General features: G+C 46.2%; 22 protein-coding genes and 1 pseudogene. 5 read left to right on the top strand and 18 right to left on the bottom strand.

Features of this window, described 5'->3' with window-relative positions; genetic code table 11:
* Window positions 1-153 precede the first annotated feature (153 nt).
* The 3 genes from fsa to spo0F all read right to left on the bottom strand — a co-directional run bounded on the left by fsa (window position 154) and on the right by spo0F (window position 2,324).
* On the bottom strand, window positions 154-792 hold the full coding sequence (gene fsa / locus MKY50_RS19150) for a fructose-6-phosphate aldolase (RefSeq protein WP_003227626.1): 639 nt from the start codon (window positions 790-792) through the stop codon (window positions 154-156).
* A 119-nt stretch (window positions 793-911) separates the two neighbouring features.
* Window positions 912-1,769, bottom strand: coding sequence for a class II fructose-bisphosphate aldolase (locus MKY50_RS19155; protein ID WP_003243339.1), 858 nt, complete (start codon window positions 1,767-1,769; stop codon window positions 912-914).
* Window positions 1,770-1,949: 180 nt separating this feature from the next.
* Window positions 1,950-2,324 (bottom strand): sporulation initiation phosphotransferase Spo0F, encoded by a 375-nt coding sequence (gene spo0F / locus MKY50_RS19160; RefSeq protein WP_003227621.1) that lies wholly within the window; start codon window positions 2,322-2,324, stop codon window positions 1,950-1,952.
* Window positions 2,325-2,489: 165 nt separating this feature from the next.
* On the opposite strand from spo0F, the gene MKY50_RS19165 reads away from it, so the two are divergent.
* A complete protein-coding gene (locus MKY50_RS19165; protein WP_029318708.1) occupies window positions 2,490-3,011 on the top strand; it encodes a DUF2529 domain-containing protein in 522 nt (173 codons plus the stop codon).
* Between the two features lie 81 nt (window positions 3,012-3,092).
* Here the strand turns inward: MKY50_RS19165 and pyrG are convergent, their stop codons facing one another.
* The 4 genes from pyrG to MKY50_RS19185 form a co-directional block, all read right to left on the bottom strand.
* Window positions 3,093-4,700 carry a glutamine hydrolyzing CTP synthase gene (pyrG, locus tag MKY50_RS19170; RefSeq protein WP_003227612.1) on the bottom strand — a complete coding sequence of 536 codons (1,608 nt, stop codon included), beginning with the start codon at window positions 4,698-4,700 and terminating at the stop codon, window positions 3,093-3,095.
* Window positions 4,701-4,941: 241 nt separating this feature from the next.
* Window positions 4,942-5,463, bottom strand: a complete 522-nt coding sequence (gene rpoE / locus MKY50_RS19175) for a DNA-directed RNA polymerase subunit delta (protein ID WP_014665742.1) — start codon at window positions 5,461-5,463, stop codon at window positions 4,942-4,944.
* Between the two features lie 182 nt (window positions 5,464-5,645).
* Entirely contained in the window at window positions 5,646-6,785 is a 1,140-nt protein-coding gene (gene acdA, locus MKY50_RS19180) for an acyl-CoA dehydrogenase AcdA (protein ID WP_341117121.1), read from the bottom strand.
* Complete coding sequence (locus MKY50_RS19185; RefSeq protein WP_029318706.1) at window positions 6,782-8,899, bottom strand: heterodisulfide reductase-related iron-sulfur binding cluster; 2,118 nt, start codon at window positions 8,897-8,899, stop codon at window positions 6,782-6,784. The genes acdA and MKY50_RS19185 overlap by 4 nt, the downstream gene beginning before the upstream one ends.
* 154 nt (window positions 8,900-9,053) lie before the next feature.
* Here MKY50_RS19185 and cls (MKY50_RS19190) point away from each other — a divergent pair, with 154 nt between their 5' ends.
* The 3 genes from cls (MKY50_RS19190) (at window position 9,054) to MKY50_RS19200 (ending at window position 11,578) form a co-directional block, all read left to right on the top strand.
* Window positions 9,054-10,250: a cardiolipin synthase gene (gene cls / locus MKY50_RS19190; protein ID WP_003227602.1), complete on the top strand. Its 1,197-nt coding sequence runs from the start codon at window positions 9,054-9,056 to the stop codon at window positions 10,248-10,250.
* 12 nt (window positions 10,251-10,262) lie between these two features.
* Window positions 10,263-11,225 carry a UV DNA damage repair endonuclease UvsE gene (gene uvsE, locus MKY50_RS19195; protein ID WP_017696270.1) on the top strand — a complete coding sequence of 321 codons (963 nt, stop codon included), beginning with the start codon at window positions 10,263-10,265 and terminating at the stop codon, window positions 11,223-11,225.
* A gap of 80 nt (window positions 11,226-11,305) precedes the next feature.
* Window positions 11,306-11,578, top strand: a complete 273-nt coding sequence (locus tag MKY50_RS19200; protein ID WP_003227597.1) for a hypothetical protein — start codon at window positions 11,306-11,308, stop codon at window positions 11,576-11,578.
* A 41-nt stretch (window positions 11,579-11,619) separates the two neighbouring features.
* Here the strand turns inward: MKY50_RS19200 and MKY50_RS19205 are convergent, their stop codons facing one another.
* From MKY50_RS19205 to arfM, 9 genes and pseudogenes are all read right to left on the bottom strand, one after another.
* The gene (locus MKY50_RS19205; protein WP_015251001.1) at window positions 11,620-12,144 is read right to left on the bottom strand and encodes a dihydrofolate reductase family protein; all 525 of its coding nucleotides are present in this window, start codon (window positions 12,142-12,144) and stop codon (window positions 11,620-11,622) included.
* A 9-nt stretch (window positions 12,145-12,153) separates the two neighbouring features.
* On the bottom strand, window positions 12,154-13,881 hold the full coding sequence (locus MKY50_RS19210; RefSeq protein ID WP_003227593.1) for an ABC transporter ATP-binding protein: 1,728 nt from the start codon (window positions 13,879-13,881) through the stop codon (window positions 12,154-12,156).
* An 88-nt stretch (window positions 13,882-13,969) separates the two neighbouring features.
* Entirely contained in the window at window positions 13,970-15,472 is a 1,503-nt protein-coding gene (gene cls / locus MKY50_RS19215) for a cardiolipin synthase (protein WP_341117122.1), read from the bottom strand.
* A gap of 130 nt (window positions 15,473-15,602) precedes the next feature.
* Window positions 15,603-15,820: pseudogene (locus MKY50_RS19220) on the bottom strand (YitT family protein); the annotation flags it as partial.
* Window positions 15,821-15,978: 158 nt separating this feature from the next.
* Window positions 15,979-16,650, bottom strand: a complete 672-nt coding sequence (narI, locus tag MKY50_RS19225; RefSeq protein ID WP_003242665.1) for a respiratory nitrate reductase subunit gamma — start codon at window positions 16,648-16,650, stop codon at window positions 15,979-15,981.
* Window positions 16,647-17,201 carry a nitrate reductase molybdenum cofactor assembly chaperone gene (gene narJ / locus MKY50_RS19230; protein WP_017696266.1) on the bottom strand — a complete coding sequence of 185 codons (555 nt, stop codon included), beginning with the start codon at window positions 17,199-17,201 and terminating at the stop codon, window positions 16,647-16,649. The genes narI and narJ overlap by 4 nt, the downstream gene beginning before the upstream one ends.
* Window positions 17,202-17,226: 25 nt before the next feature.
* Window positions 17,227-18,690 (bottom strand): nitrate reductase subunit beta, encoded by a 1,464-nt coding sequence (gene narH, locus MKY50_RS19235; protein WP_341117124.1) that lies wholly within the window; start codon window positions 18,688-18,690, stop codon window positions 17,227-17,229.
* Window positions 18,680-22,366 (bottom strand): nitrate reductase subunit alpha, encoded by a 3,687-nt coding sequence (locus tag MKY50_RS19240; protein WP_041334664.1) that lies wholly within the window; start codon window positions 22,364-22,366, stop codon window positions 18,680-18,682. Before MKY50_RS19240 ends, narH begins: the two co-directional genes overlap by 11 nt.
* 218 nt (window positions 22,367-22,584) lie before the next feature.
* Window positions 22,585-23,061, bottom strand: a complete 477-nt coding sequence (arfM, locus tag MKY50_RS19245) for a Crp/Fnr family transcriptional regulator ArfM (protein ID WP_003243032.1) — start codon at window positions 23,059-23,061, stop codon at window positions 22,585-22,587.
* A 143-nt stretch (window positions 23,062-23,204) separates the two neighbouring features.
* Between arfM and MKY50_RS19250 the strand changes: the two genes are divergently transcribed.
* Window positions 23,205-23,924, top strand: a complete 720-nt coding sequence (locus tag MKY50_RS19250) for a YwiC-like family protein (protein ID WP_014481214.1) — start codon at window positions 23,205-23,207, stop codon at window positions 23,922-23,924.
* A 31-nt stretch (window positions 23,925-23,955) separates the two neighbouring features.
* Here MKY50_RS19250 and fnr read toward each other — a convergent pair whose 3' ends face one another.
* Together fnr and narK are read right to left on the bottom strand one after the other, a co-directional pair.
* Window positions 23,956-24,672 (bottom strand): fumarate/nitrate reduction transcriptional regulator Fnr, encoded by a 717-nt coding sequence (gene fnr, locus MKY50_RS19255; RefSeq protein WP_014481215.1) that lies wholly within the window; start codon window positions 24,670-24,672, stop codon window positions 23,956-23,958.
* 97 nt (window positions 24,673-24,769) lie between these two features.
* Window positions 24,770-25,957 carry a nitrate transporter NarK gene (gene narK / locus MKY50_RS19260; protein WP_015250995.1) on the bottom strand — a complete coding sequence of 396 codons (1,188 nt, stop codon included), beginning with the start codon at window positions 25,955-25,957 and terminating at the stop codon, window positions 24,770-24,772.
* Window positions 25,958-25,990: the final 33 nt, after the last annotated feature.

Consider the following 25,990-nt stretch of genomic DNA (forward strand, 5'->3'; position numbering starts at 1 on the left):
CAGTACGCATACCCTTCATTCCGATATCAGCTTCTGCAGCCCAATGATTCCTTCTCTGTAAAGCGGCGTCAGCATCTGAAGATCCGCTGTATCAGGTCGGTGAAATACAAAGGCCGCGGCAAACAGGCATAAAGCTGTTTGCCGCCCCTTTCATTATTTGTTCCAGTCTGCCAGGAATTGTTCGATTCCTTTGTCTGTTAACGGGTGTTTAGTGAGCGCATGAATGACTTTCAGCGGCATTGTGCCGATATGAGCCCCTCTAAGAGCAGCTTCTGTCACGTGCTGCGGATGGCGGATTGACGCTGCAATGATTTGCGTGTCAAGGCCGTGAATGTCAAAAATCTGTTTAACTTCTGAAATCAGGTCAAGCCCGTTGTGGCCGATGTCATCTAAACGTCCCAGGAATGGAGATACATATGTTGCCCCCGCTCTGGCAGCAAGAAGCGCCTGGTTGGCATTGAAGATCAATGTAACGTTTGTTTTGATGCCTAAGTCAGTAAGTGCTCTTACCGCTTTTAAACCGTCAGACGTCATTGGGATTTTAACCGTAATGTTCGGAGCGATCTTCGCCAGTTCTTTTCCTTCCTCGATCATTTCCTCAGCTTTCAAAGAAATAACCTCTGCGCTTACAGACCCTTTCACGACGTCTGTGATCTCGCGAAGACGGTCGTGGAATGATACGTTAGCTTCCTTTGCTACTAAACTAGGATTCGTCGTTACACCGGCGAGAATTCCTAATTCATTCGCTTCTCTAATTTCATCGATATTGGCTGTATCAACAAAGAATAACATTTTCAAAAAGCCTCCCTGATTAAGAAATTTTCTGAACTGCGAATATGATTGCGCTTTCTAAAGATAGACGGAAAACCGCCTGTCAAGCTGTCAGGCGGCTATAAAAAGTTCCAATTGAATTAAGCTTGGTTTGAAGAACCAAATTCACGCATTTTACCGATAACTGTTTCTTTGATCGCTTCACGAGCTGGTCCAAGGTATTTACGTGGATCGTACTCGTCAGGCTTAGCTGCCAATGTTTCGCGAACAGCTTTTGCAGAAGAAATTTGGTTTTCAGTATTCACGTTGATTTTAGCTGTACCAAGTGAAATTGATTTTTTGATGTCAGCAGTCGGAATTCCAGTACCGCCGTGAAGAACTAGCGGAAGACCAGTTGATTTTCCGATCTCTTCCATTTCTTTGAAGCCAAGGTTTGGCTCACCTTTGTAAGGGCCGTGAACAGAACCTAATGCAGGTGCAAGGCAGTCGATGCCAGTGCGCTCAACAAGCTCTTGGCACTCTTTAGGATCAGCGTAGATTACGCCTTCAGCGATAACGTCATCTTCTTGTCCGCCTACTGTTCCAAGCTCAGCTTCTACAGATACTCCGTGGAAATGAGCAAGCTCAACAACTTTAGCAGTTGTTGCTACGTTTTCTTCAAATGGATGGTGAGAAGCGTCGATCATTACAGATGTGAAACCTGCATGAATCGCTTTCGCACAAGATTCAAAGCTTGAACCGTGGTCTAAGTGAATCGCAACAGGAACTGTCACTTTGTACTCTTCCATAAGTGCTTTTACCATAGCAACGACTGTTTTGAAGCCGCCCATGTAGCGTCCCGCACCTTCGGAAACACCAAGGATCACTGGAGATTTTTCTTCTTCAGCTGCTTGTAAAATCGCTTGAGTAAACTCAAGGTTGTTTAAGTTAAATTGTCCTACAGCGTACCCTTTTTCTTTAGCTGTATTCAACATTTCCGTCATAGAAACTAAAGGCATGTCGAATGTCCTCCTTATGTAGCCTGATTGTCTTCTAGCGAAAAAAGCTTTCCACCCTAGCATGACCCATATATTGCTGTCATATGTAAATACTCAGATCGCTTTTTCTCCATAACTAGGATACCAACTTTTCGACAAATCGGCAACATAATGACATGATTCATTTGTTTCTTCTTTTTGTCAGTTAGACTTCAGGGGCAGATATTTTTTGACGGCGTCTCTGATTTCGTCGATGTCAAACGGCTTGGCAAAGTGCGTCAGAGCGCCCAATTCCTTCGATTCTTGGATCATGTCGAGCTCTCCGTATGCCGTCATGATAATGACCCGGATGTTTTCGTCAATGACCTTCATCCGTTTTAAGATTTCGATTCCGTCCATGCCGGGAATTTTCATGTCCAAAAGCACAAGGTCGGGCCGTTCTTTTGTCACAATGTCAAGCGCCTGCAGGCCGTTCGCAGCCTGAAACGTCTGGTAGCCTTCTTTATTGAACACTTCATTTAGCAAAATACGAATGCCGTATTGATCATCAACGATTAAAATTTTTTCATTCATCATTTTACACCCCAATATTATGATTTTCGTCAAAAGTAAGCAGTATTGTATGTATTCTGTTTGATTTTCCTATTTCCTTTAATTATAATAGTCTACTTTACGACATTTTCTGAGCATTTTCTCTTTTGTTGTATACTGATATTGTACGTTATAAAGGAGGATTCACTTATGTTGAAAATATTCACGACGCAGTTAACAGGTATTTTTTCCCGCATTCAGGATAAGGAATCTGACGCGATTGAAGATGGGGCGCGGCTGCTTGCTCAAGCGGTGATCAGCGGGCATTCCATTTATTTATACGGAGCGAATGAGCTTCAGGGCGTCTTTTATGAGGCCACCGAAAGCAAAGAACCCTTCCCATCTGTCAAAGCCTTTCCAGAAAGCGCTGAGGAAGTGACAGAAAGCGACAGGGTGCTGATGTTTTGCTCAGGGACGGACACAGCCGAAGAACAGGCGCTCGCAAAAGAGCTTTATGAAAAAGGTGCGGGAGTCGTATGCGTATCGCCCGCAGCCAAAGACAGTGCTGGAATAGAACAGTATTGTGATGTGCATATTGATTCTAAATTAAAAATGCCGCTTGTTCCTGATGAAGACGGCACCCGTTACGGGTTTCCCTCTTTAATGACTGCACTGTATGTCTATCACGCTTTATCGTTTACACTAAAAGAAATTCTGCAAGAGTATGCATAATATCTTATTGTACATGCTGGAACTTGCCGGAAACAAATAAAAAAGACTTGCCCGCTTTTGACAAACGGCAAGTCTTTTTTATTACTTCTGATTTGCAGCTTCGACAGACGCTCCGATAAAGCCTTTGAATAGAGGCTGAGGTCTTGTCGGTCTTGACTTGAACTCTGGGTGGAACTGAGAAGCCACGAACCAAGGGTGGTCTTTCAGCTCGATGATTTCAACAAGGCGTCCATCAGGGCTTGTGCCTGAGAATACGAAGCCTTGCTCTTCCATTTGCTGTCTGAATTCATTGTTAAACTCATAGCGGTGGCGGTGGCGCTCGTACACCACTTCATCCTGATACACTTCAAAGGCTTTCGTGCCTTCTTCAAGCTTACAAGGGTAAAGGCCGAGACGAAGCGTTCCTCCGAGATCCTCAACATCCTTTTGTTCAGGAAGAAGATCAATGATCGGGTATTGAGTTGACGGATCAATTTCCGCTGAGTGGGCGCCTTTTAAGCCCAATACGTTTCGTGCGTATTCAATAGACGCCACCTGCATGCCCAAGCAAATGCCCAAGAACGGAATGTTATTTTCGCGCGCGTATTTTGTCGCGACGATTTTGCCTTCAACACCGCGGTCTCCGAATCCGCCCGGCACAATGATACCGTCTGTTCCGCTTGTGAGTTCTGCGATATTGTTTTCTGTCACTTCTTCCGCGTTGATCCACTTCACTTTTACATCTGTGTCAAACGCATAGCCCGCATGGCGGAGAGACTCGACAACAGAAATGTATGCGTCAGGAAGCTCAACGTATTTGCCGACAAGGCCGATTGTAATCGTTTGAGACAGGTTGCTGACTTTGTTAACAAGCTCTTTCCACTCGGACATTTCCGCTTCTTTGCATGCCAATTTCATGTGCTCGCAAACAAGCTTATCAAGCCCTTGTTTTTGAAGCTCCAGCGGAATGGAGTAAAGGTTGTCCGCATCTTCACATTCAATAACCGCTTTTGTATCGATGTCGCAGAAAAGCGCGATTTTATCTTTCATATCTTGAGAAATCGGCATTTCTGTACGAACGACGATGATGTTTGGCTGAATGCCCAAGCTGCGCAATTCTTTTACGCTGTGCTGTGTCGGTTTTGTTTTTAATTCGCCAGCAGCTTTAATGTAAGGTACGAGCGTACAGTGGATGTACATTACGTTTTCACGGCCGATGTCGCTCTTCATTTGGCGGATCGCTTCAAGGAATGGCAGTGATTCGATGTCTCCGACAGTACCGCCGATTTCTGTAATGACAACATCTGCGTTTGTCTCTTTCCCTGCGCGGTAAACACGGTCTTTCAATTCGTTTGTGATGTGCGGAATGACCTGTACGGTTCCTCCAAGGTAATCTCCGCGGCGTTCTTTTTTAAGAACTGTTGAATAGATTTTACCTGTTGTCACGTTGCTGAATTTATTCAGGTTAATGTCGATAAAACGCTCATAGTGACCAAGGTCCAAGTCTGTTTCAGCGCCGTCATCCGTTACGAATACTTCACCGTGCTGGTACGGGCTCATTGTTCCCGGGTCAACGTTGATGTATGGATCGAATTTTTGAATCGTCACGTTCAGTCCGCGGTTTTTCAGCAAACGCCCTAATGAAGCTGCTACAATACCCTTTCCAAGTGAGGATACAACTCCCCCGGTTACAAAAATATATTTCGTCATTTCGTTTGCTCCTCTCTTCGCTCTTAGCTACATTTTTAAAATGTACTATTTTATAAAAAATCATTTAGCCTTTTAAATGATTTATAAGAAAAATGAGGGGTGAAAATAAGAAAGCTCCCTTTCAATTTCTTGAAAGGGAGCATAACGTACTATGTTCTCTCTTCGTTTTTGAAGAGCCCAAAATACATACTACATAGTTCGACTATGAAAGTCAAGATCGTTTTGAAGATGAAATCTGATACTATTTAATTTCCTCTTCTTCATCATCATAGTCTTCATCATCTTCATCAACAATATCTTCTTCGATCTCAAGATCGTCGTCGTCTTCGTCAAGATCTTCATCGTCAAAATCGTCGGCTTCAAGATCGAGTTCTTCCTCAACTTCATCCAAATCAAGGTCGTCTTCGTCGATCTCTTCAAACTCGTCAAGATCAAGATCTTCTTCGACTGCTTTCTTCGCTTTTTTCTTTTTCGCCTTGACTGTCGGCTGAGTTTCTTCATCAAGCTGATCATACGGATACCAGCTGCGAAGCCCCCACGTCTGGTCAGATAGCGCCAGGAAGCGGCCGTCAATGTTTAAATCTGTATAAAATTGAGCGATGCGGTCTCCAAGCTCTTCTTTTTTCACGCCGAGCAAAGATGCGATTTCATTTAAAAGCTCCTGAAAAGGAACTGGTTTTTTATGTTCTTCAAATAATTCGTGAGCGATTTCAACTAAAGCCATTTCCTTTAGCTCTTCCTGTGAATATTGTTTGATACCCAAGGTCGGACACTCCCTTTCTATTACTTATATGTATCTGTTTTATCAATAATGAAAGCGATTTTGTATCGTTCTTATACAAACCATACCTCTCATTATAAACAAAATAAAACAGAATATGCTACCCTTAACAGCGTTAATTTAAATAATTTTACAAGAGTGATCCGACTGAGAGATGTTTTCCGTTAATCCGCGAGCATTCTGGAGATGACCAGTCTTTGAATTTCTTGAGTGCCTTCATAGATTTGCGTGATTTTTGCATCACGCATATAGCGTTCTACCGGATAATCTTTTGTATAGCCGTAGCCGCCGAAAATCTGCACGGCTTCGGTCGTTACCTTCATCGCCGTATCCCCAGCCATCAGTTTGGACATGGCGGAAGCTTTTCCATATGGAAGGCCCGATGATTCTAACCACGCAGCCTGATAGGTCAATAGCCTTGAAGCTTCTATCATTGTCGCCATATCCGCGAGTTTAAAAGCGATGCCCTGCTGCTCGCCGATCGATTTTCCGAATTGCTTTCGCTCTTTTGCATATTGAAGCGCCGCATCAAGCGCTCCTTGGGCGATGCCTACGGCTTGTGCAGCTATGCCGTTTCTGCCTCCGTCAAGCGTCTTCATCGCGATTTTGAAGCCTTCTCCTTCTTCTCCGAGACGCTTTGATGCGGGCACTACACAATCTTCGAACATGATTTCCGTTGTCGGTGAAGAACGGATGCCCAGCTTCTTTTCTTTCTTGCCTGTAAAAAATCCTTCAAAATCCTTTTCTACTATAAAAGCGGTAATGCCTCTTTTCTTTTTCTCGGGATCGGTGACAGCAAAAACAATGTAAATATCAGCAACGCCGCCGTTTGTGATAAACACTTTGGAACCATTCAACACATAGTCATCGCCGATTCGTTCAGCTGTTGTTTTCATGCTGCCGGCGTCAGAGCCAGACCGTGCTTCGGTCAAAGCGAATGCGCCGATTTTCTCTCCGAGGGCCAGCTGTGTTAAGTACTCTGTCTTCTGTTCCTCCGTCCCAAAGGCAAACAGCGGCCAGCTGCAAAGAGAGATATGGGCGGAAAGCGTCACTCCGGTGGAGGCGCACACTTTTGACAGCTCCTCCACCGCGATGACATAGGCTAAATAGTCACTTCCGATTCCGCCGTAATCTTCAGGCCACGGAATTCCCGTCAGCCCCAGATTTGCCATTTCCCGAAACAGCTCGCGATTGAAGCGTTCTTGTTCGTCCCGTTCTGCCGCTGTCGGGGCCACCTCATGCTTCGCAAAATCGCGCACCAATTTTCGTATCATCTCATGTTCTTCTGATAATGAAAAATTCATTGCTTCTCCCCCATTTTCAGATCAGCGCCTAAAACGGATTGAGCCAGAAGCTCGACGACATCGTACGTTTTGACTTGGTCTTCGGCTTCCTTCGCCTTTGTGCCGTCCCCAAGCATCGTGAGACAATACGGACAGCCAGAACTGATCACCGATGGGTTGACTGCGAGCGCTTGCTCTGTCCTGGCGACGTTAATCCTGTTGCCTGTTTCTTCCTCCATCCACATTAATCCCCCGCCGGCTCCGCAGCACATGCCGGTTTCCCGGTTTCTCTCCATTTCAACAAGCTGCACGCCCGGAATGGCTTTCAAAATCTCTCTCGGCGGATCATAAACTTCATTGTACCGGCCCAAATAGCACGAATCATGGAAGGTAATCGTCTCATGAAGCGGGTGCTGCGGCTTTAATTTTCCGTTTTTCACAAGCTCGGCCAGCACTTCTGTATGATGATAAACCTCGCCTTCAAATCCGAAATCCGGATATTCATTTTTAAATAAATTGTATGCATGGGGATCGATCGTAACGATTTTTTTGACATCATTTTTTTCAAATTCAGAAATATTCTTCTCAGCCAGCTCTTGGAACAAAAATTCATTTCCGAGGCGGCGCGGCGTGTCTCCTGAATTTTTTTCTTTATTGCCGAGGATCGCGAAGGACACGCCCGCGTGATTGAGCAGCTTGGCAAAGGAAATTGCGATTTTCTGGCTTCTGTTGTCGTAAGACCCCATGGAGCCTACCCAGAAAAGGTACTCAAATTCTTTTCCTTCTTTTTTCATTTCTTTTACAGTCGGAATCTCAGCATCCGGCGCCTCGTCACGCCAATTTTCACGTTCCTTGCGGTTGAGTCCCCACGGATTCCCCTGCCGCTCAATACTTGTCATTGCGCGCTGGGCGTCACTGTCCATTTTTCCTTCTGTCAGTACGAGGTAGCGGCGGAGATCGATGATTTTATCCACGTGCTCATTCATGACCGGGCATTGATCCTCACAGTTCCGGCAAGTGGTGCATGCCCAAATTTCTTCCTCTGTGATGACGTCGCCGATCAAGCTTGGATTGTAATCAAGCGCGGCTGCGGCTTCCTGCGATCCGCTGCCCGCTGACGCCGCAGCCAGCTGATTGCCTCTCGTATGCCGAAACGCTGCTGCGGGCACCCATGGGGAGCGCGAGGTGACAGCAGCGCCTTTTTCCGTGAGATGGTCTCTGAGACGCAAAATCAAGTCCATCGGAGACAGCATTTTTCCGGTGCCTGTTGCAGGACACATATTGGTACAGCGGCCGCACTCGACACACGCGTATAGATCAAGCAGCTGAGACTGTCTGAAATCCTCAATTTTTCCCGCTCCGTAGCTTTCTTTCGTTTCGTCGGTAAAATCAATTTTTTCAAGTTTTCCGGCAGATTCCATTCGATTGAAAAAGACGTTTGCCGGGCCGGCGATTAAATGGGCATGCTTCGACTGAGGCACGTACACTAAAAAGCTAAGCAAGAACAGAAGATGGATCCACCATGCGATATAGAAAATCACCGCCGCGCCTGTTTTCCCGACACCGCTAAGCATAAACGCAATACCTGAGGCAATTGGCTCGCTCCAAGAAAGCCCATGCTCATGCCAAATCAGATTCATTCCGTTCCCAAGCAGAACGGTCAGCATTAATCCTCCGATAAAAATGAGAACGAGTCCGGCTTTGAAACCGCGTTTCAGCCTCACGAGCTTTTCGATATAACGTCTGTAGAATGCCCACCCAACAGCAATTAAAATGAGAAACGTAACAATTTCCTGAAAAAAGGTGAAGGCGGGGTAGACTGGGCCCAGCGGCAGATTCCGGCCGGGAGCCAGTCCTTTGATGATAAAGTCAATTGCTCCGAACTGAACCAATATAAATCCGTAGAAAAACATGACGTGAATGATTCCGCTTTTCTTGTCCTTGAGCAGTTTTTTCTGTCCGAATACATTCACCCATATGGCGTGAAGCCGTTCCTTGAACCGTTGATCAAATTGTTCTTTCTGGCCGAGCTTGATGTAGGCCAGTCTCGTTTTGACCAAATACACAAACAAATAGACAGCGTAAGCGGTTACAATCAGAAATAATAATGCATTTGCGATGAGAAAGCCGCTCATTCCAATTCCCCCTTTTTACTGATAAAGACCGCGATCCCCTACCCCCGAATCTGTATAAGATTATCTTTATGATAAATAATGAATGAGTGTTCAGTCAATAATTAAATTCCTGCTGTTCGGGCACACTACCTTTACTACGGAAAGGAGTGCCGGTATGAAGGTATTTATCGTGATTATGATCATTGTCGTTATTTTCTTTGCCTTGATTCTGCTTGATATCTTCATGGGCCGTGCCGGATACAGAAAAAAGGCGTACGAGCCTGTTTTTTCAAAAAAGAAGAGTGACATCGAATTGATCCACTGCGGGGCTGATCTCGTTGAGCGGATGATGAATGATATTCGCCAGGCCGCCTCTTCTGTTCACATGATGTTTTTTATTATGAAAAATGATGAGGTCAGCCACAATATGTATACCTTGCTGAAAACAAAAGCCCAAGCTGGCGTATCCGTTTATTTGCTTCTGGATTGGGCGGGCTGCCGGGCAATTAAAAAAACGGCGCTGCAGACGATGAAAAATGCCGGCGTCCATGTCCATGTGATGAATCGTCCCCGTTTTCCTTTTTTCTTTTTTCACATGCAAAAACGGAATCACCGGAAGATTACGGTGATAGACGGAAAAATCGGTTATATCGGCGGATTTAATATCGCCGAAGAATATCTTGGAAAGAAGGCGAAGTTCGGCAATTGGGAGGATTATCATCTGCGCATGATCGGAGAAGGCGTACATGATCTTCAAACGCTTTTTGCTTCTGATCTAAAACGAAATACCGGAATCGAACTGGGTTCGGATGTTTGGCCAAAGCTTCAGCAAGGGACTATTTCTCACAAGATCTATGCGACTGACGGTTATTCCCTTGAAAACATATACTTGGCCAACATTGCCCAAGCGAAGAATCGCCTTACGGTTTGCACGCCTTATTACATTCCATCAAAACCGCTTCAAGAGGCCCTTATTAACGCAAGAAAAAACGGCGTATCCGTGAGAATCATTGTACCGATGAAATCAGACCATCCGCTGGTACGAGAAGCGGCTTTTACGTATTATTCGGAGCTCTTGGATGCCGGCTGCCTTATTTATCGTTATTATCAAGGGTTTTATCATGTAAAAGCCCTCATCATAGACGACCATCTCAGCATTATCGGAACAGCCAACTTCGATAAACGAAGCCTGTTCTTAAATGAAGAGGTGAATGTTGAAATTGATGACGAAGCGTTTACAAGTGAAGTCTATGCCACGATTGAGGAGGATATGAAAAAGTCGGAGCTGCTGACGATGGAGGATTTCAGCAAGCGCACATTCAGGCAGCGCCCGGCGGAATGGCTCGGCAGGGCATTATCTTATTTCTTATAAAGGAGAGTTCCTATGATTTTCAGATTCGGGTTCGTTTCAAATGCGATGAGCCTTTGGGATGCGTCTCCCGCTAAAACATTGACATTCGCGCGTTATTCAAAGCTTTCAAAGACTGAAAGAAAAGAAGCGCTTCTGACTGTGACAAAAGCCAATTTGCGCAATACGATGAGAACCCTTCACTATATCATCGGCCACGGCATTCCTTTGTACCGTTTTTCCAGTTCGATTGTGCCGCTGGCTACGCATCCCGACGTGATGTGGGATTTTGTAACACCGTTTCAAAAAGAGTTTCGGGAGATTGGAGAGCTTGTTAAAACACATCAACTGCGAACAAGCTTTCATCCAAATCAATTCACTCTGTTTACGAGCCCGAAGGAATCCGTCACAAAAAATGCGGTAACCGATATGGCCTATCACTACCGCATGCTTGAGGCCATGGGCATTGCTGATCGCTCCGTTATCAACATTCATATTGGCGGTGCTTACGGAAATAAAGACACCGCCACTGCACAATTTCATCAAAATATAAAACAGCTGCCGCAGGAGATCAAAGAGCGGATGACACTTGAAAATGATGATAAAACATATACAACGGAAGAAACGCTTCAGGTCTGTGAGCAGGAGGATGTTCCGTTTGTCTTTGACTTTCATCATTTTTACGCCAATCCAGACGATCACGCCGACCTGAATGTAGCACTGCCCCGCATGATCAAAACGTGGGAGCGGATCGGCCTTCAGCCAAAGGTTCACTTGTCTTCCCCAAAATCGGAGCAAGCGATACGCAGCCATGCCGATTATGTTGAAGCCAACTTTTTGCTGCCGCTGTTGGAACGCTTTAGGCAATGGGGAACTAATATTGATTTCATGATTGAAGCAAAGCAGAAAGACAAGGCGCTTCTCCGCTTGATGGATGAATTAAGCTCCATCCGCGGTGTCAAACGCATCGGGGGCGGTGCGCTGCAATGGAAGTCATAAATGTGCAAAAATAGGTTTACGACTTGTCAGCTTTGGGAACTTAGGCTATATAAGACAACAATCGATGGAGGAGAAAGATCATGAAAAATATCAAGTCTCTGAAAGTAGCCGCACAGGCCTTTACTTTAAGAAATTTGATTCATCTTTATAAAATGTGCCATTCCGGAAGCCACGAGGTTTATATTTATTCAAAGAAAACGATGTGCAAAATCAAAAGCTTAATTGAGCTTGAAACATTCCGCATGGCTCATAATGAAAAGGAATATCTGATCGTAGTTGAAGGAACAAAAGCATCACAGCTCATTGAAAAATTCCAAAATCTCATCGAGCCTGCTGAGAGAGAAGCGCTCTAACTTACATACAAAAAAGGATAGACATCTGTCTATCCTTTTTCTTATGCTCTTACATAATGGAGCTGAACCGCTTGTCCAAATTGTTTTGTCCCTTTTAACCGCAGTTTTGTTTCATTTGTTAGTTCGTGAAACAGCGGGATGCCGCTTCCTAAAACGACGGGAATAACAGTGATGATGAATTCGTCGATGGCATCTTCTTTCATAAAGTCATTCACAAGCTCTGCCCCGCCAGCTATCCAGATGTTTGAGCCTTTTTCCTGTTTCAAACGGGCAGTGAAGGCTCTGGCTCCCTCATTGATAAACGTCACATGTTCATCTTGATAACTGTCGGGCGATCCTGTAAAAACATAGCAGGTTTTATCCTGATACGGGAAAACCGGTGTTAGCACTTTAACGTGCTCATATGTGCTCCGCCCTAAAATGACTGTATCAACCTGCTGATAAAAATCACTGTAGCCGTTGTCACCTTCACCTTCAAATTCATCCAGCCAATCGATGCTTCCATCTTCTTTTGCGATCATCCCGTCCAATGAAACAGCAATGTACAGCACAGTTTTTCTTTCCATGTTCTCCTCCTATCGATGCACCATTTGCCCGAATTGCGCTTGATGCAGCCTGCTGTATAGGCCTCCGGCTTCGATCAGGTCTTGATGACGGCCTTGTTCTTCAATACCGTTGTTTGTGACGACTACAATTCTGTCCGCGTCTTTGATTGTTGCCAGCCTGTGGGCGATGACAAGCGTCGTGCGCCCCTCAGACAACTCTTGAAGCGCCTTTTGGATCGCCGCTTCCGTCTCTGTATCAAGGGCTGAGGTGGCTTCGTCGAGAATCAAGATCGACGGATTTTTCAAGAACATCCTTGCAATTGACAGACGCTGTTTTTGCCCGCCGGAAAGCTTCACGCCGCGTTCGCCAATCATAGTATCCAACCCATCGGGCATGTTATGGACGAGCTCTTCCAGATGCGCCTGCTTCACAGCTTGCCAAATGTCTTCTTCTGATGCGCCTAGTCGGCCGTAGGCGATATTTTCTCTAAGCGTGCCCGAGAATAAGAAAACGTCCTGCTGCACGACGCCAATCTGCCCGCGCAACGAAGAAAGCGTCATGTCTTTTATACTGATGCCGTCAATCGTAATGTCGCCCTCCGATGCTTCATAAAAACGCGGAAGCAGACTGCAAAGCGTTGATTTCCCAGCACCTGACGGACCGACGAACGCCACCGTTTCCCCCGCTTGAATGGATAGGTTGATGTCATTGAGGACATTGTGATGGTCATCATAGCCAAACGAAACATGTTTATAGCGGATATTGCCCTTCAGGCCGGAAACATCTCTCGCATCAGGTGAATCCTGAATGTCCGGCTCTGTCTCCATGAGCTCCATATAGCTTTTGAAACCCGCGATCCCCCTCGGATACATTTCGATAATGGCATTAATTTTGTCAATAGGCCTGAACAGCACATTTGTCAGGAGCACAAACGCCACAAATTCCCCGTACGATAAGGAGCCGCGAATGACAAACCACGTCCCGCACAAAAGGACAAACAGCGTGACAAACCGGGTCAGCATATAGCTGATTGACCCGTTTTTCGCCATGATTTTGTAGGAAGAAAGCTTTGTGACACGAAAACGCTGGTTGTTGACGGCGAAGCGTTCTTTTTCAAACGCTTCATTTCCGAACGCCTGCACAAGCCGGATGCCGCCGATGTTATTTTCTACACGCGCGCTGAAGTCTCCGATATCCTTGTTCAGCGTGGTAAATGCTTTGGTCATTTTTTTGTTGAAATAAAGCGCTAGCCAAATGACGATCGGCATAATGATAAACGTTAATAAAGCAAGCTGCCAGTTAATAAACAGCATCACTCCGAACGCCCCGAGAATGGTCATGACCGCAATGAATAAGTCTTCCGGACCGTGATGGGCGACTTCACCGATATACATTAAATCGTTCGTGAGCTTCGACATCAGCGTTCCCGTCTTGTTGTTGTCGTAAAATTTGAACGAGAGCTTTTGCAAATGGTCAAAAAGCGACTTTCTCATATCAGTCTCAATATTGATACCAAGCATGTGTCCCCAGTAGGTCACGATATACTGAAGAGCCGAGCTGAGCGCGTACACCGCAAATAACCCGATTGAGGTCGCGATGATCAGCCCCCAGTCCCTGCCCGGCAGCAAGGTATCAATAAAATAATTGACGATCAAAGGAAAACTCAGCTCCATTAAACCTCCCGCGATCGCTGAGAAAAAGTCGAGAAAGAACAACGTTTTATATGGTTTATAATATGAAAAAAATTGCCGCAGCACCCTATCTTCCCCCAATGTATAAATAACTGATAATATTTCTCAATTATACTATACACGGGCTGTTTTGAAAGATCAGATTTCTTTTTTCTTACAGAACACCTGAAAACAGGCGGGCAAATGACTCTTTTGTCCGGTCAGCCACGCCTCTTTTATAAAAGCCGACAGGGCTGAGCTTTTCACTTTCCTGCATATCTTCTTCAAAATGGGCCTCAAGGGTTCGGATCGCTTCGGCATCCGTGAAGAACACATTCACTTCAAAGTTGAGCTGAAAGCTGCGCATATCCATATTCGCGGTGCCGACGGAGGCGAGATCGCCATCAATGATCATGACTTTTTGATGCATGAAGCCTTTTTGGTAGGAGTACACTTCAATGCCCTCAAGGAGCAGCTCCGGGAAATAGGACCTCGACGCGTATTGGGTCAAAAAGCTGTCGTTCTTCTCCGGCACCATAACCCTTACCTCTACCCCCTTTGTCGCCGCTGCTTTTAGCGCCGTGCGAATGGATTCATTGGGGACAAAATAGGGCGTTGCGATCCATATTGATTTCTGCGCTGAAGAAATCATTTCATAATAAAGGTCGCTCATGCTTTCCTTCATGTCAGGGCCTGTCGCGACAATTTGATAAATGCCTCCTCCTTCCACGGGAACCGGGGTATTGTACTCCTCTTGATCAATTAACACTTCATTGGAGACGTATTCCCAATCCAGCATAAAGATAGCGTGGAGCGTTTGCACAATTTCCCCCTCAAGCCGCAGGTGTGTATCTCTCCAAAATCCGATGTACGGATCTCTGCTGATATATTCCTTCCCAACATTTAATCCACCCACAAAACCGGTTTTCCCATCGATGATCACGATTTTCCGGTGATTTCTGAAATTCAGCTTCTGGTTGAAAAACCCGTATTTCAGCGGAGAAAACGGGACGATGTCCACCCCCGCTTGTTTCATTCTCATAATATCTCTTCTTGCCAGCTTCATGCTTCCTGCCGCATCGTATAAAAACCTCACCTCGACACCCTGGCCCGCTTTCTCCATCATAATATCCATCATGCCGCGTCCGAGCATGTCTGATTTAAACATGTAGTATTCAATATGTATGTAAGATTCCGCTTTTCTCATTGCTTTGAAAATGTCCGGGAAGGTTTCTTCGCCGTTTTTCAGCACTTTGATGTTGCTTTTCGTATTGATATTCATATGGGCAGCCCTGATGGAATAGGTAAAGAACCTCTCTTGATTGTCCTTCAGCCCTGTCACTTCGGGCGTTTCCTCCTTGTCAAACAGCTTCCTGAGCTTTTCCCTGTTGTACATTCGTTTTGTCTTAAACAGCTTTCCCTTTACATAAAGCTGTCCCGAAAACAGATAAAACACGTAGCCGGCGATTGGAAAAAAGACAAGAATATGGATCCATAGCAGCGTGTGCTGCGAGGTGCGGTTTTCAAGAATTAATGAATAGATGCTGAACAAAATAATGCTTATATAGCAAAGCAATCCTCCGTAAAACTCAAGCCTGGAAACCGGAAAAAACCAAATGACATATGCCCCGATGAGCATCATATATAAAAAGAAAAATTCCAGTCTCCTTTTCAGCATCCTGATTCTCTCCAATCTGATTCAATTACCTCTGTATTACCTCTTTTTTCTAATCGATAAACCTTGTAAGTAAAAAACCTCTCCGCCAAAGGAGGAGAGGTTTAGAGAAAACTAATTGTCAAGGGGTTCATCCGCATCGTTTCTGCAGAAATAAAGCAAGACTATTGGCAACGCCGAGTGAAGCCTGATGCTACAACATGAACGGCAGGCCGAACCCGCTCAGCACTCCGGCACGCGCCGAAAAAGAGGCGGCGCTGTGACTGCAAATACGGTGGATAGAGTAAATTTGATACCCATTCTGATGAGAGAAAATACATAAAACGGGATATTGATCAGAAAGAAAATAAGGAGTTAGTCAGGCTGAGTCATAATCTGCTGTTCCGCCGGTTTAAAATGAGTAAAATCCGTTTTATTCTTGATGTTATTTCCAAATACAAACACAACAGGATTCCCGGCCGCCCAGCCATTACCTTGGCAGAAAAAACCCCCTCTTGCAAGGGGGATTTTCACGAGCGTTTCCGATATACAACGTAGCTGCGGGTCAGATACTTGAGCGGCAGACTGAACACATGAACCAATCTTGTAAACGGCCACAGGATAAAAACGACGTATCCTATCACAATATGAAACTTAAACCATAGCGGGACACTCTCCATCAAAGAGGCGTCAGGCCTGAACAAAACGATTTCCCTGAACCAGGGCCCGACTGTGGTCCGGTAATCAAATCCTTTCGAATCAATGTTGAGAAACGTGGCCGCAACGCCTGACAGCATCATGAACAGCAGCAGGAGGAGCGTAAGGATATCGGATGGCGAGCTCGTTTTGCGGATTCTTTTGTCAAACAGCCTTCTGTACGTCAGGATGACAAGTCCGGTACATGCCGCAATGCCCGCCGGCAATCCAGCGCCAATCGCCATTTTGTGATACATATGCTCTGAAATGCCAAGGGAAGCATACACGCCTTCCGGGATCAGAATCCCCATGACATGCCCGCCGACAACGCACAGCAGTCCCCAGTGAAAAAGTGTGCTGCCCGCCGCAAGTTTTTTCTTTTCTAACAGCTCGCTTGATTTCGCCGTCCAGCCAAATTGGTCATGCTGGTAGCGGTAAATATGGCCGCCGATAAAGATTGTCAATACAATGTATGGCATAATACCCCAGAGGATCTGCCCGCTCATGCCTGAACAGCCCCTTCAACGCTTTCACGTACGCCGATGTTTTCAAGCGCGGCCAGCAGCACGTGCAGCAGTTCAGCGTATATACTGTCATTTTTTTCGAGACGGGATGCCAGCTCCCTCACATTGGACAGATATTTCTCAAACACGCTTCTCGCTGCTTCAATTTCTGCAGCCGCAGCAAATTCCAGCATCAGCGGCAGATAATCAGGCAGCTCTTTCTCTGTCGGCAGGAAACCGGATTGCTCGTATGTGTTTTTTAAATGCAGCAATTCAACGCCGCGTTCCCTTTGCTCGCCCGAGTTAAAGTAGGTGACATACATATTTGTTTTTTTCCCAAAGTCGAATGTATAGACATAGTGTTCAATCAGCGCTTCCGGTGAAAAGCTGGCTGACGCTTCGAAAAAGTGCAGCAGCTTCTCCCGGATTTGCCGGTTGCTGATTTCATGGATAAGAGCCTTCCAATCGGGAATCTCGGCTCTCCACTCTTCATCCGGATAAGAGAGAAGAGTGGAAAGAGCGGAGAACGTCATTTGCCGGTCTGTGGTGTTCATCTTGTTACACCTCATTTATCAAAAGTTAGAAACAGGAGCCGGGGCCGCCTGAAAATGATAAGCCGCAGCTCCCTTGTTCAGCATATAAATCTGAAACTTCTTCTCGATGACTGCTCGGTATCACAAAGCGGTCATCATATTTGGCAATCGCAAGCAGCCGATACATATCTTCAATTTGCTGTTCTGTTAAGCCGACACTGGAGATCAGTTCCGGGTCGATTGATTTATTCGTCTGGATCGCTCTCATATACTGGCGCATGACAGACATTTTCTTCAACGTTGACCGAATATGATCCGTATCACCGGCTGTTAACAGCTGCGCCAAATAATCTATCGGGATTCTCATTTGGTCGATAGCCGGAAAAATATCTTCCGCGGATTGCCGGCTGCCTTTTCCTTCAAAGAGATTCATAATCGGGCTGAGCGGCGGAATGTACCACACCATTGGCAGGGTGCGGTACTCAGGATGAAGCGGCAGCGCAATCTTCCAGTCAATGATCATTTTATAAATCGGCGATTGCTGCGCAGCCTCTATCCATTCAGCCGGAATGCCTTGTTCTTTTGCCAGTTTGGCAACCTCAGGATCATTCGGATCAAGAAAAACGTCCAATTGGGAATGGTAGAGATCCTTTTCATTTTCAACAGATGCCGCTTCCTCCACTTTGTCCGCGTCATACAGCATGACGCCGAGGTAGCGGATTCTGCCAACACACGTCTCAGAGCAGATGGTTGGCAGTCCCGCCTCCAAACGCGGAAAGCAGAGTGTGCATTTTTCCGCTTTGTTCGTTTGCCAGTTAAAATAGACTTTTTTATAAGGACAGGATGAGACGCAATATCTCCATGAACGGCATGCGTTTTGATCCACAAGCACAATGCCGTCCTCCTCGCGTTTGTACATGGCGCCGGATGGACAGGATGAGACGCATGCCGGGTTGATGCAGTGCTCGCAAATACGGGGCAAATACATCATAAAGACGTCATCGAATTCTGTTTTGATCGATTCCTCCATCTTTTGTACGTTGGGATCTTCAAGTCCCGTAATGTGGCCGCCTGCGAGATCGTCCTCCCAGTTCGGTCCCCATTCGATATTCATGAAATCCCCCGTCAAGGACGATTTCGGGCGTGCTACCGGCTGGTGTTTTTTCTGCGGGCTGTTCGTTAATGTTTCATAATCATAGTTCCAAGGTTCATAGTAATCATCAATTGACGGCTGATTCGGATTATAGAAAAGGCCTGCAAGCCGATTGGTTTTCGAGCCCGATTTCAGCTCGAGCTTTCCTTTTTTCAATGTCCAGCCGCCTTTATATTTGTCCTGGTCCTCCCATTGCTTCGGGTAGCCGATGCCCGGCTTTGTTTCTACATTATTGAAGTACATATATTCCGCACCGGAACGGTTTGTCCACGTGTTTTTGCAAGTGACGCTGCACGTGTGGCAGCCGATGCATTTATCCAAGTTCATGACCATACCGATTTGCGCTTTAATCTTCAAGCCAATCGACCTCCTTCAGCTTGCGGATGACGACGTTCAGGTCGCGCTGATTCCCCGTTGGACCGTAATAATTAAAGCCGTAGCTGAGCTGGGCGTAGCCACCGATCATCTGTGTCGGCTTGACGTGAATCCTTGTCGGGCTGTTATGGGTGCCTCCGCGGTTATTCGTCAGCTTTGTGCCTGGCACGTTGATGTGGCGGTCCTGGGCATGGTGCATAAACGCCATTCCTTTAGGAATCCGATGAGACAAAACCGCTCTTGCGACGACAACACCGTTTCGGTTGAAGCATTCAATCCAATCGTTGTCTTTGATATCCGTGTCCTCTGCATCATCTTTATTCATCCACACGGTCGGCCCGCCGCGGAACAGCGTCAGCATCGGCAGAGAATCAAAATACATGCTGTGGACAGACCATTTATTATGCGGCGTCAAATAATTGAGGACGATTTCTTTTCCCTCTTGATCAGGCCGCTTGCTTAGAAACGGGCGGTGCTGGAGGATCGGTTTAAATGTCGCCATCGTTTCACCGAATTCCATCATCAGTTCATGATCGACATAATAGGATTGTCTGCCTGTCAGTGTCCGCCACGGGATTAATTTTTCAACATTCGTCGTAAACGGCGAATACCTGCGGCCTCCTTTTTCAGAGCCGGTAAATGCCGGAGACGTGATCACCGTTTTCGGCTGGGCTGTAATTTGTTCGAACGTAAAGCATTCTTCCTCGCGCTCTTCCGCCAGGTCTTTCAGCTTCAGGTTTGTGATGTTTTCAAGTGATTCCCATGCTTTTACGGCGACCTTTCCATTCGAAGTGGATGATAGGGTTAAAACCGCTTCTGCCGCCTGCTTTGCTTCACTTATATTTGGACATCCCTTTGCCACGCTGTCTGAGGTGATTTCTCCCAGTCTCTTTTTGAGTGATTCATATTCATCGGCTATTGACCAGCTCATCCCTTTTGTTCCGCTCGGCTTTAAAGCAGCGTTAGGACCGAGTGCGGTCATTTTATGAAAAATGTGTTTGTAATCCCGTTCAACGACTTGGATGTTCGGCATCGTTTTTCCCGGAATGGCTTCACATTCGCCCTTGCTCCAGTCATTGATTTTGCCGAATGGCTGGGCCAATTCCTGCATGGTGTCGTGGAGGAGCGGCGTCGCAACCACTTCTTTCACCGGCTCCATATTGACTTCTTCTGCCAGATCGGAAACGGCTTTTGACAGCGCCTTGAAAATATCCCAGTCTGACTTCGATTCCCACGGAGCTGAGATCGCCGGAGCAAATGGATGAATGAACGGATGCATATCTGTGCTGCTGAGATCGTGTTTTTCATACCATGTCGCCGCCGGCAGCACGATATCGGAATACAGCGCCGTACCCGCCATTCGAAAATCAAGATTGATTAATAAGTCGAGCTTTCCTTCCGGCGCCTGCTCCCGCCATTTGATTTCTTCTGGGCGGATGCTGTCGCTGTCGTCATTCATTAAACCGTTCGTTGTCCCCAGCAAATGCTTGAGAAAATATTCATGCCCTTTTCCTGAGCTTGAGATCAGATTTGCCCGCCATACAAAGAGATTCCTTGGGAAATTCACTTCATTGTCAGGATCTTCAATCGCGAATTTCAGTTTTTTCTCTTGGAGCTGTGAGGCCACGTACGCACCTACGTCTTCAGGTGTTGCTGCCCCTGCTTTTTCAGCTTCTTTATACAGATCGATGCCATTTTGATTGAAAGTCGGGTAAGACGGAAGCCACCCTAGCCGCGCCGCCAGCACATTGTAATCAGCGTGGTGCTTGTAGCGGGATGACGCAGCAATCGGTGATGCCAAATCACTGATCGGCTGGTCCTCATAACGCCACTGATCTGTCGCAAAGTAGAAAAATGAAGTGCCGTTTTGCAGCTTGGGCACGCCCTCCCAGTCCTTTGCAGTTGCAATCGTCTGCCATCCTTCAGCAGGTCGGAGCTTTTCCTGCCCGACGTAATGGGCCCAGCCTCCGCCATTTACGCCTTGGGCGCCTACAAGCAAAACAAGATTTAACACTGCTCGGTAGATCGTGTCGGAGTTGAACCAGTGGTTAATGCCGGCTCCTACGATAATCATAGACCGGCCGTCTGTATCGATCGCATTTTGAGCAAACTCTCTGGCAATCTTAACGACAGCTTCTTTTTTGATTCCTGTCATTTGTTCCTGCCAGGCAGGCGTAAACGGCTCAGGATCATCATAGGAGACAGCTTGTTGTTCGCCGATGCCCCGATTTACGCCGTAGTTAGCCAGTATCAAGTCAAACACGGTCGTGACGTACGTCTCTTCACCGTTCAGGTTCATTTTTTTAATAGGAAGATCCCGCTCGAGCACTTTGTTTCCGTCATTTGAAAAATAAGGAATGCGCACCGTGCCGATTTCATCCTCTATTCCGAGCACAGAGAGACGGGGTTCAATCGGTTCCCCGGTTTCTTCATCAATCATGTGCAGGTTCCATTTCTGCTGCCCGTCCCAGCGCGAGCCCATTGTCCCTTGGGGTATGGCAAATGAACTTGTCTGTTCATCCCAAACCGCAGGCTTCCACTGATCATGCTTTGTCTTCCGCCCGATGTCCTTCGCATGCAGAAACCGTCCCGCTGTGTATACGCCATTTTCTTTTGACAGGGTGACGAGAAATGGAAAATCAGTGTATTGCTTCGCGTACTCAATAAAACGTTCAGTTTCTTGGTTCACGTAAAATTCCTGCAGAATGACGTGACCCATCGCCATCGCAAGCGCCCCGTCAGTCCCTTGGCGAATACTCAGCCAGTCATCCGCGAACTTTGAGGATTCCGCAAAATCCGGACTGATCGAAATGACCTTAGCGCCTTTATAGCGGGCCTCCGCCAAAAAATGCGCGTCAGGCGTTCTCGTTAACGGAACGTTGGAGCCCCATGTGATGATATAGCCGGAATTGTACCAATCACTGCTTTCCGGAACGTCCGTCTGGTCACCCCAAATTTGCGGGGATGCCGGAGGAAGATCCGCATACCAGTCATAAAAACTGAGCATAGGGCCTCCGATTAACGACATAAACCGGGAGCCTGATGCATGGCTGATCATGGACATGGCCGGAATCGGAGAAAAACCGACGTTTCTGTCAGGCCCGTATTTCATCACTGTATACAGCAGAGAGGCTGAAATCAGCTTCAGCACCTCCGGCCATTCAGCGCGCACAAAACCGCCTTTCCCTCTCGCCTGTTTATAGGACTTCGCTTTTTCAGGGTTTTCGACGATCGATTTCCAGGCTTCCAATGGATTTTGATGTTCTTGCAGTGCCTCCCGCCATAAATTAATCAGTACACCGCGCACGTATGGATATTTCACACGCAGCGGGCTGTAGATATACCATGAAAAACTGGCCCCCCGCGGGCAGCCTCTCGGTTCAAAATCAGGCATATCCGGGCCTGTTGAAGGATAATTCAAATTTTGCCCTTCCCACGTGACAATTCCGTTTTTCACATAAATATTCCAGCTGCAAGACCCTGTACAGTTAACGCCGTGGGTGGAGCGAACGACTTTGTCGTACTGCCATCTGTTTCTGTATACATTCTCCCAATCGCGATCTTCGCGGGTGGTTTGGCTATGTTTATTTGAATGGTGTTCGATAGGAGAGAAATAATTCAATCTCCTAAACAACGGACTCCTTTTCTTTTTCTTCATGAGAGTTCACTCCTTCCGAGTCAGGTGATGCTAAGTTCACTATAAACAGAGACAGCGTGTTTCCTTGTGAACTATGTCACACACTCTGCTTTTTTCACAAAATGTTCACACAAAGGAGAAGGAAGGCTTTTCACAGGATGTGAGGAAGGCTGCGTTCAGGCAGAACGCTTGGGTCATTAGCTGCCTTTCATTCAAAGATCAAAAAAAACCGGCTCTATTTAAGAACCGGGCTCAGCGTTTTCATCCTGTGATGTATGCAAATACCGCAAAAATAATTGATAGGAACAAAAAACATTTTGCTGAAGCATAGCCAAAAAGTTCATTTGCAGCTGCGGATGATAAGACATCATTTTCTTAAATATGTAATATGGGATGTTGAGAATCAGAATGTCTGAAGTGGCATTGACTGAGATAAAGGGCGATAAATAAAGCCCGCCTTTTTCATCAATCGGAAACACATCGCCTTTTTCCCACAGCGCAACGGTTTTCGACCCTTCAGGGAGCCTTGTGTCCATAAAACGGACACTGCCTTTTAATACAATATAAACAGATTGAGAATGAAGAAAAGATGGAGACTGATCACATGAACCGCGGATAAACGTGCCGTTTTTCAGCAAGGTTTCGACAATGGATAGAGGCACTTCATTAAACATAGGAAGTTGTTTCAGAAATAATAAATAGTCACACTGATTCATAGGAAAACCTCCTGTGCTAAGGATAGCTTTAGTGTAGCTCGACTGAGCCTGTACAGCAGTGATGTATTTCACAGCCTGTATGATGAATGTCACTTATCAGGAGGGTGAATGCATTTATAATGAAAGAAAAAAGGAGGATTTCGATGAAGGCGCTGATTCCGAAGCAGCACGGGGCGTGGGCGATGCTGCTGATCCCATTTTTACTCGGCATGGTCAAGGGAGGCCCCGTTATTTGGCATATTCCGCTCTTCCTTGGTTGGCTTTTCCTATACTTAGCGGTTTATCCCGTTACGCTTGCCTTAAAAAAGAAACAAAGCAAACCATATCAAAAGTGGATGTGTTATTACGGTTTTCCCGCCTGCTGCTTTTTGATGATCTCGGTCTTTCATAAGCCGCCTCTCATCTGGGTGGGCGTTTCTTTACTGCCGCTGTTTCTCATACATATGTATTTTGCCCGCAGAAAAAACGAACGAGCCTTATTGAATGATGTTGCAGGTGTCTTGTTCTTTTGTTCGGGCGGGTTTGCGAGCTGCTGGCTGGGGATGGGAACCCTTGACGGCTGGGCTTGGTTTATTTTCTTGCAGTCTGCTTTATTTTTTATCGGGAGTTCCTTTTATGTGAAATCGGTGATCCGCGAGAGAAAAAACAGGGCATTTGCATACTGGTCATGGGGATATCACCTGCTGCTCCCCTTTTTATCCGCTCTTTTCGGAGCAGGATGGGCGTTTCTCGCTTTTATCCCGAGCAGCTTGCGGGCATGGTTTTTTCATGGAAGGGATTGGCCCGTAAAAACGATTGGCATTCTGGAAATCGTGAATGCCTGCTTCTTTCTTGCCGTCATGTGCCTGTTTATCACAAGGTAAAAAAACAAGGACACCGCTGTCCTTGTTTTTTTCAGTCAATATTGCAAATCTCCAGCGGGCAATTTTCACACTCAATCTCACATCGTAAATAGTCCCGCTTGTGCAAAATAATTTTTCCGGATTCGTCTATCGAAATAACCCCTTTTTTGCGGAGATCTCCCAGCATACGGTTGATGCTTTCCCGTGCAGCCGCACAAAACTTTGCCAAATCCTGATTTGTCAGGACAATGTTAATCAGAATGCCGTCGCTTCGCTCCACTCCGTAGCTGTTTGATAAGCGGATAAGGGTAGAATAGAGCGCCCCCTTTTTGCCATGAAGAAGCAGATCCCTGATTTTGGACTGAATCTTCCGGAGGTGCGTGCTCATCCATTTCATGAACTCAAATGTCAAAGCGCCGTTTTGGATTAATTCTTTTTCCAGTTTATTTTTATTAATGACGAGCACCTCGCCATCCTCTAGCACTTTTGCACTGAGCATATACCTTGGTTCTTCAGTGAAAAGTGTTAATTCTCCGACGATATCATGCTTTTGGCAGATTCTAAGCGTCAGGTCTTTTCCGTCAGATGTCAGCTTGCCGATTTCAATGAGTCCTGATTGAATCAGATAAAGCTCTTCTGCATCCATTCCTTCTCGAAACAAATACGTGTGTTTTTCCATTTTTCTTTTCGTGCTGATCGATTCCAGCAATTCATGCAGATCGCTGGATATAAGATCACTATCAGATGGTCGAACAGAGAGAAAATTCATGAGCTCACCTCGAAGAAAGTCACGTTGTGTGTTTATTGTAACGTGAATTGATTTGTACCCATCGAGAAAAAACTAACAATCTTGTGAATGCCCAGTGTTAGTTGATGCTCTGGCTGTTTCTCTCCGTGTGTGTTTTCATTCTTTCCTGCCAATACATCCATATGACAAGGACAAAACTGGCTAACGCCACCTCTGAAAGCGCCATAAACCCGATCGCGTACTGGCCTGTTGCCTGAAACACACTCGCCAATATGAGCGGAGGAAAAAAGCCGCCTAATCCGCCCATGGCAGACACAATCCCATTGGCAATCCCCGCTTGCTTCGAAAAATAGAAAGGCACCAGTTTAAAAACAGTCCCATTTCCTACGCCTGAGCAGACGGCCACAGTTAATGATCCAAACGTATAAAGGCCGATTGTCGGCGAGAACGATAGGATAATGCCTGATAATGTAAGCCCGGCAAAAACAAACATCAAGATGCGGAGCGGGCTCATTTTATCAGCCAGGAATCCGCCCGCAGGCCTGAGCAGCGTAGAAACCGCAATAAAGCCAGCCGTCCGCAAGCCGGCATCTGCAGGATTCAGCCCAAAATGCTCCACCAGAAAGTTCGGCAGATAGATAGTGAAGGCGACAAAGGCACCGAACGTAATAAAATAAAACAGGCTCAGAAACCATAGCACATGATTTCGGTAAACGGCTTTGATTTGAGTCTTAACAGAAACTTTGACCTTCTTCTCATGCCTGTCGCCAAACAAAACGTGCAGTAAGGCAAAGACAGCCAGCAAAACCAAATACATCTGCACGGTTGATTTCCACCCGACGGCTTGAGCGATAACCGGCGCTGCAAATGTCGTAACGGCTGTCCCGATATTTCCTGCACCGTAAATCCCATTGACGACACCGTGCTTTTCTTTCGGATAATATTTCGGGAGGGAGGTCACCCCAATGGAAAACACCGCTCCCCCGATCCCTAAGAAAAAGCCGCCTGCGATTAAATCAAACAGAGAATCCGCGATACTGATCCAAAATACAGGAAATAAAAGCAGGATGAAGCTGACCATAAACATGAGCCGCGCGCCAAACCTGTTCGTTAAATACCCTAAAGGAATGCGGAGAAGCGACCCGAGGATCACAGGAATCGCGGTCACTAAAGAAATCTCACCCTTGCTTAAATGAATATCTAATGTGATTTGGGAAATGAGTGATGAAATCAGCACCCAAACCATAAACCCTGCCACCAAGCTTAATGACTGTAACGATAATTGAATGTGTTGACGGTTGATCATTTGGCTTGCCCCTTTCAATGATTCAATAATCAG

Origin of the sequence: Bacillus sp. FSL R7-0685 (assembly GCF_038002425.1) — a bacterium.
Lineage (GTDB): Bacteria > Bacillota > Bacilli > Bacillales > Bacillaceae > Bacillus > Bacillus subtilis.

Bases quoted from the DNA above. Each gene is read 5' to 3' on its own strand.
- fsa (WP_003227626.1), bottom strand. From the start codon at position 792: ATGTTATTCTTTGTTGATACAGCCAATATCGATGAAATTAGAGAAGCG.
- MKY50_RS19155 (WP_003243339.1), bottom strand. From the start codon at position 1,769: ATGCCTTTAGTTTCTATGACGGAAATGTTGAATACAGCTAAAGAAAAA.
- spo0F (WP_003227621.1), bottom strand. From the start codon at position 2,324: ATGATGAATGAAAAAATTTTAATCGTTGATGATCAATACGGCATTCGT.
- MKY50_RS19165 (WP_029318708.1), top strand. From the start codon at position 2,490: ATGTTGAAAATATTCACGACGCAGTTAACAGGTATTTTTTCCCGCATT.
- pyrG (WP_003227612.1), bottom strand. From the start codon at position 4,700: ATGACGAAATATATTTTTGTAACCGGGGGAGTTGTATCCTCACTTGGA.
- acdA (WP_341117121.1), bottom strand. From the start codon at position 6,785: ATGAATTTTTCATTATCAGAAGAACATGAGATGATACGAAAATTGGTG.
- MKY50_RS19185 (WP_029318706.1), bottom strand. From the start codon at position 8,899: ATGAGCGGCTTTCTCATCGCAAATGCATTATTATTTCTGATTGTAACC.
- cls (WP_003227602.1), top strand. From the start codon at position 9,054: ATGAAGGTATTTATCGTGATTATGATCATTGTCGTTATTTTCTTTGCC.
- uvsE (WP_017696270.1), top strand. From the start codon at position 10,263: ATGATTTTCAGATTCGGGTTCGTTTCAAATGCGATGAGCCTTTGGGAT.
- MKY50_RS19200 (WP_003227597.1), top strand. From the start codon at position 11,306: ATGAAAAATATCAAGTCTCTGAAAGTAGCCGCACAGGCCTTTACTTTA.
- MKY50_RS19205 (WP_015251001.1), bottom strand. From the start codon at position 12,144: ATGGAAAGAAAAACTGTGCTGTACATTGCTGTTTCATTGGACGGGATG.
- cls (WP_341117122.1), bottom strand. From the start codon at position 15,472: ATGCTGAAAAGGAGACTGGAATTTTTCTTTTTATATATGATGCTCATC.
- narI (WP_003242665.1), bottom strand. From the start codon at position 16,650: ATGAGCGGGCAGATCCTCTGGGGTATTATGCCATACATTGTATTGACA.
- narJ (WP_017696266.1), bottom strand. From the start codon at position 17,201: ATGAACACCACAGACCGGCAAATGACGTTCTCCGCTCTTTCCACTCTT.
- MKY50_RS19240 (WP_041334664.1), bottom strand. From the start codon at position 22,366: ATGAAGAAAAAGAAAAGGAGTCCGTTGTTTAGGAGATTGAATTATTTC.
- arfM (WP_003243032.1), bottom strand. From the start codon at position 23,061: ATGAATCAGTGTGACTATTTATTATTTCTGAAACAACTTCCTATGTTT.
- MKY50_RS19250 (WP_014481214.1), top strand. From the start codon at position 23,205: ATGAAGGCGCTGATTCCGAAGCAGCACGGGGCGTGGGCGATGCTGCTG.
- fnr (WP_014481215.1), bottom strand. From the start codon at position 24,672: ATGAATTTTCTCTCTGTTCGACCATCTGATAGTGATCTTATATCCAGC.
- narK (WP_015250995.1), bottom strand. From the start codon at position 25,957: ATGATCAACCGTCAACACATTCAATTATCGTTACAGTCATTAAGCTTG.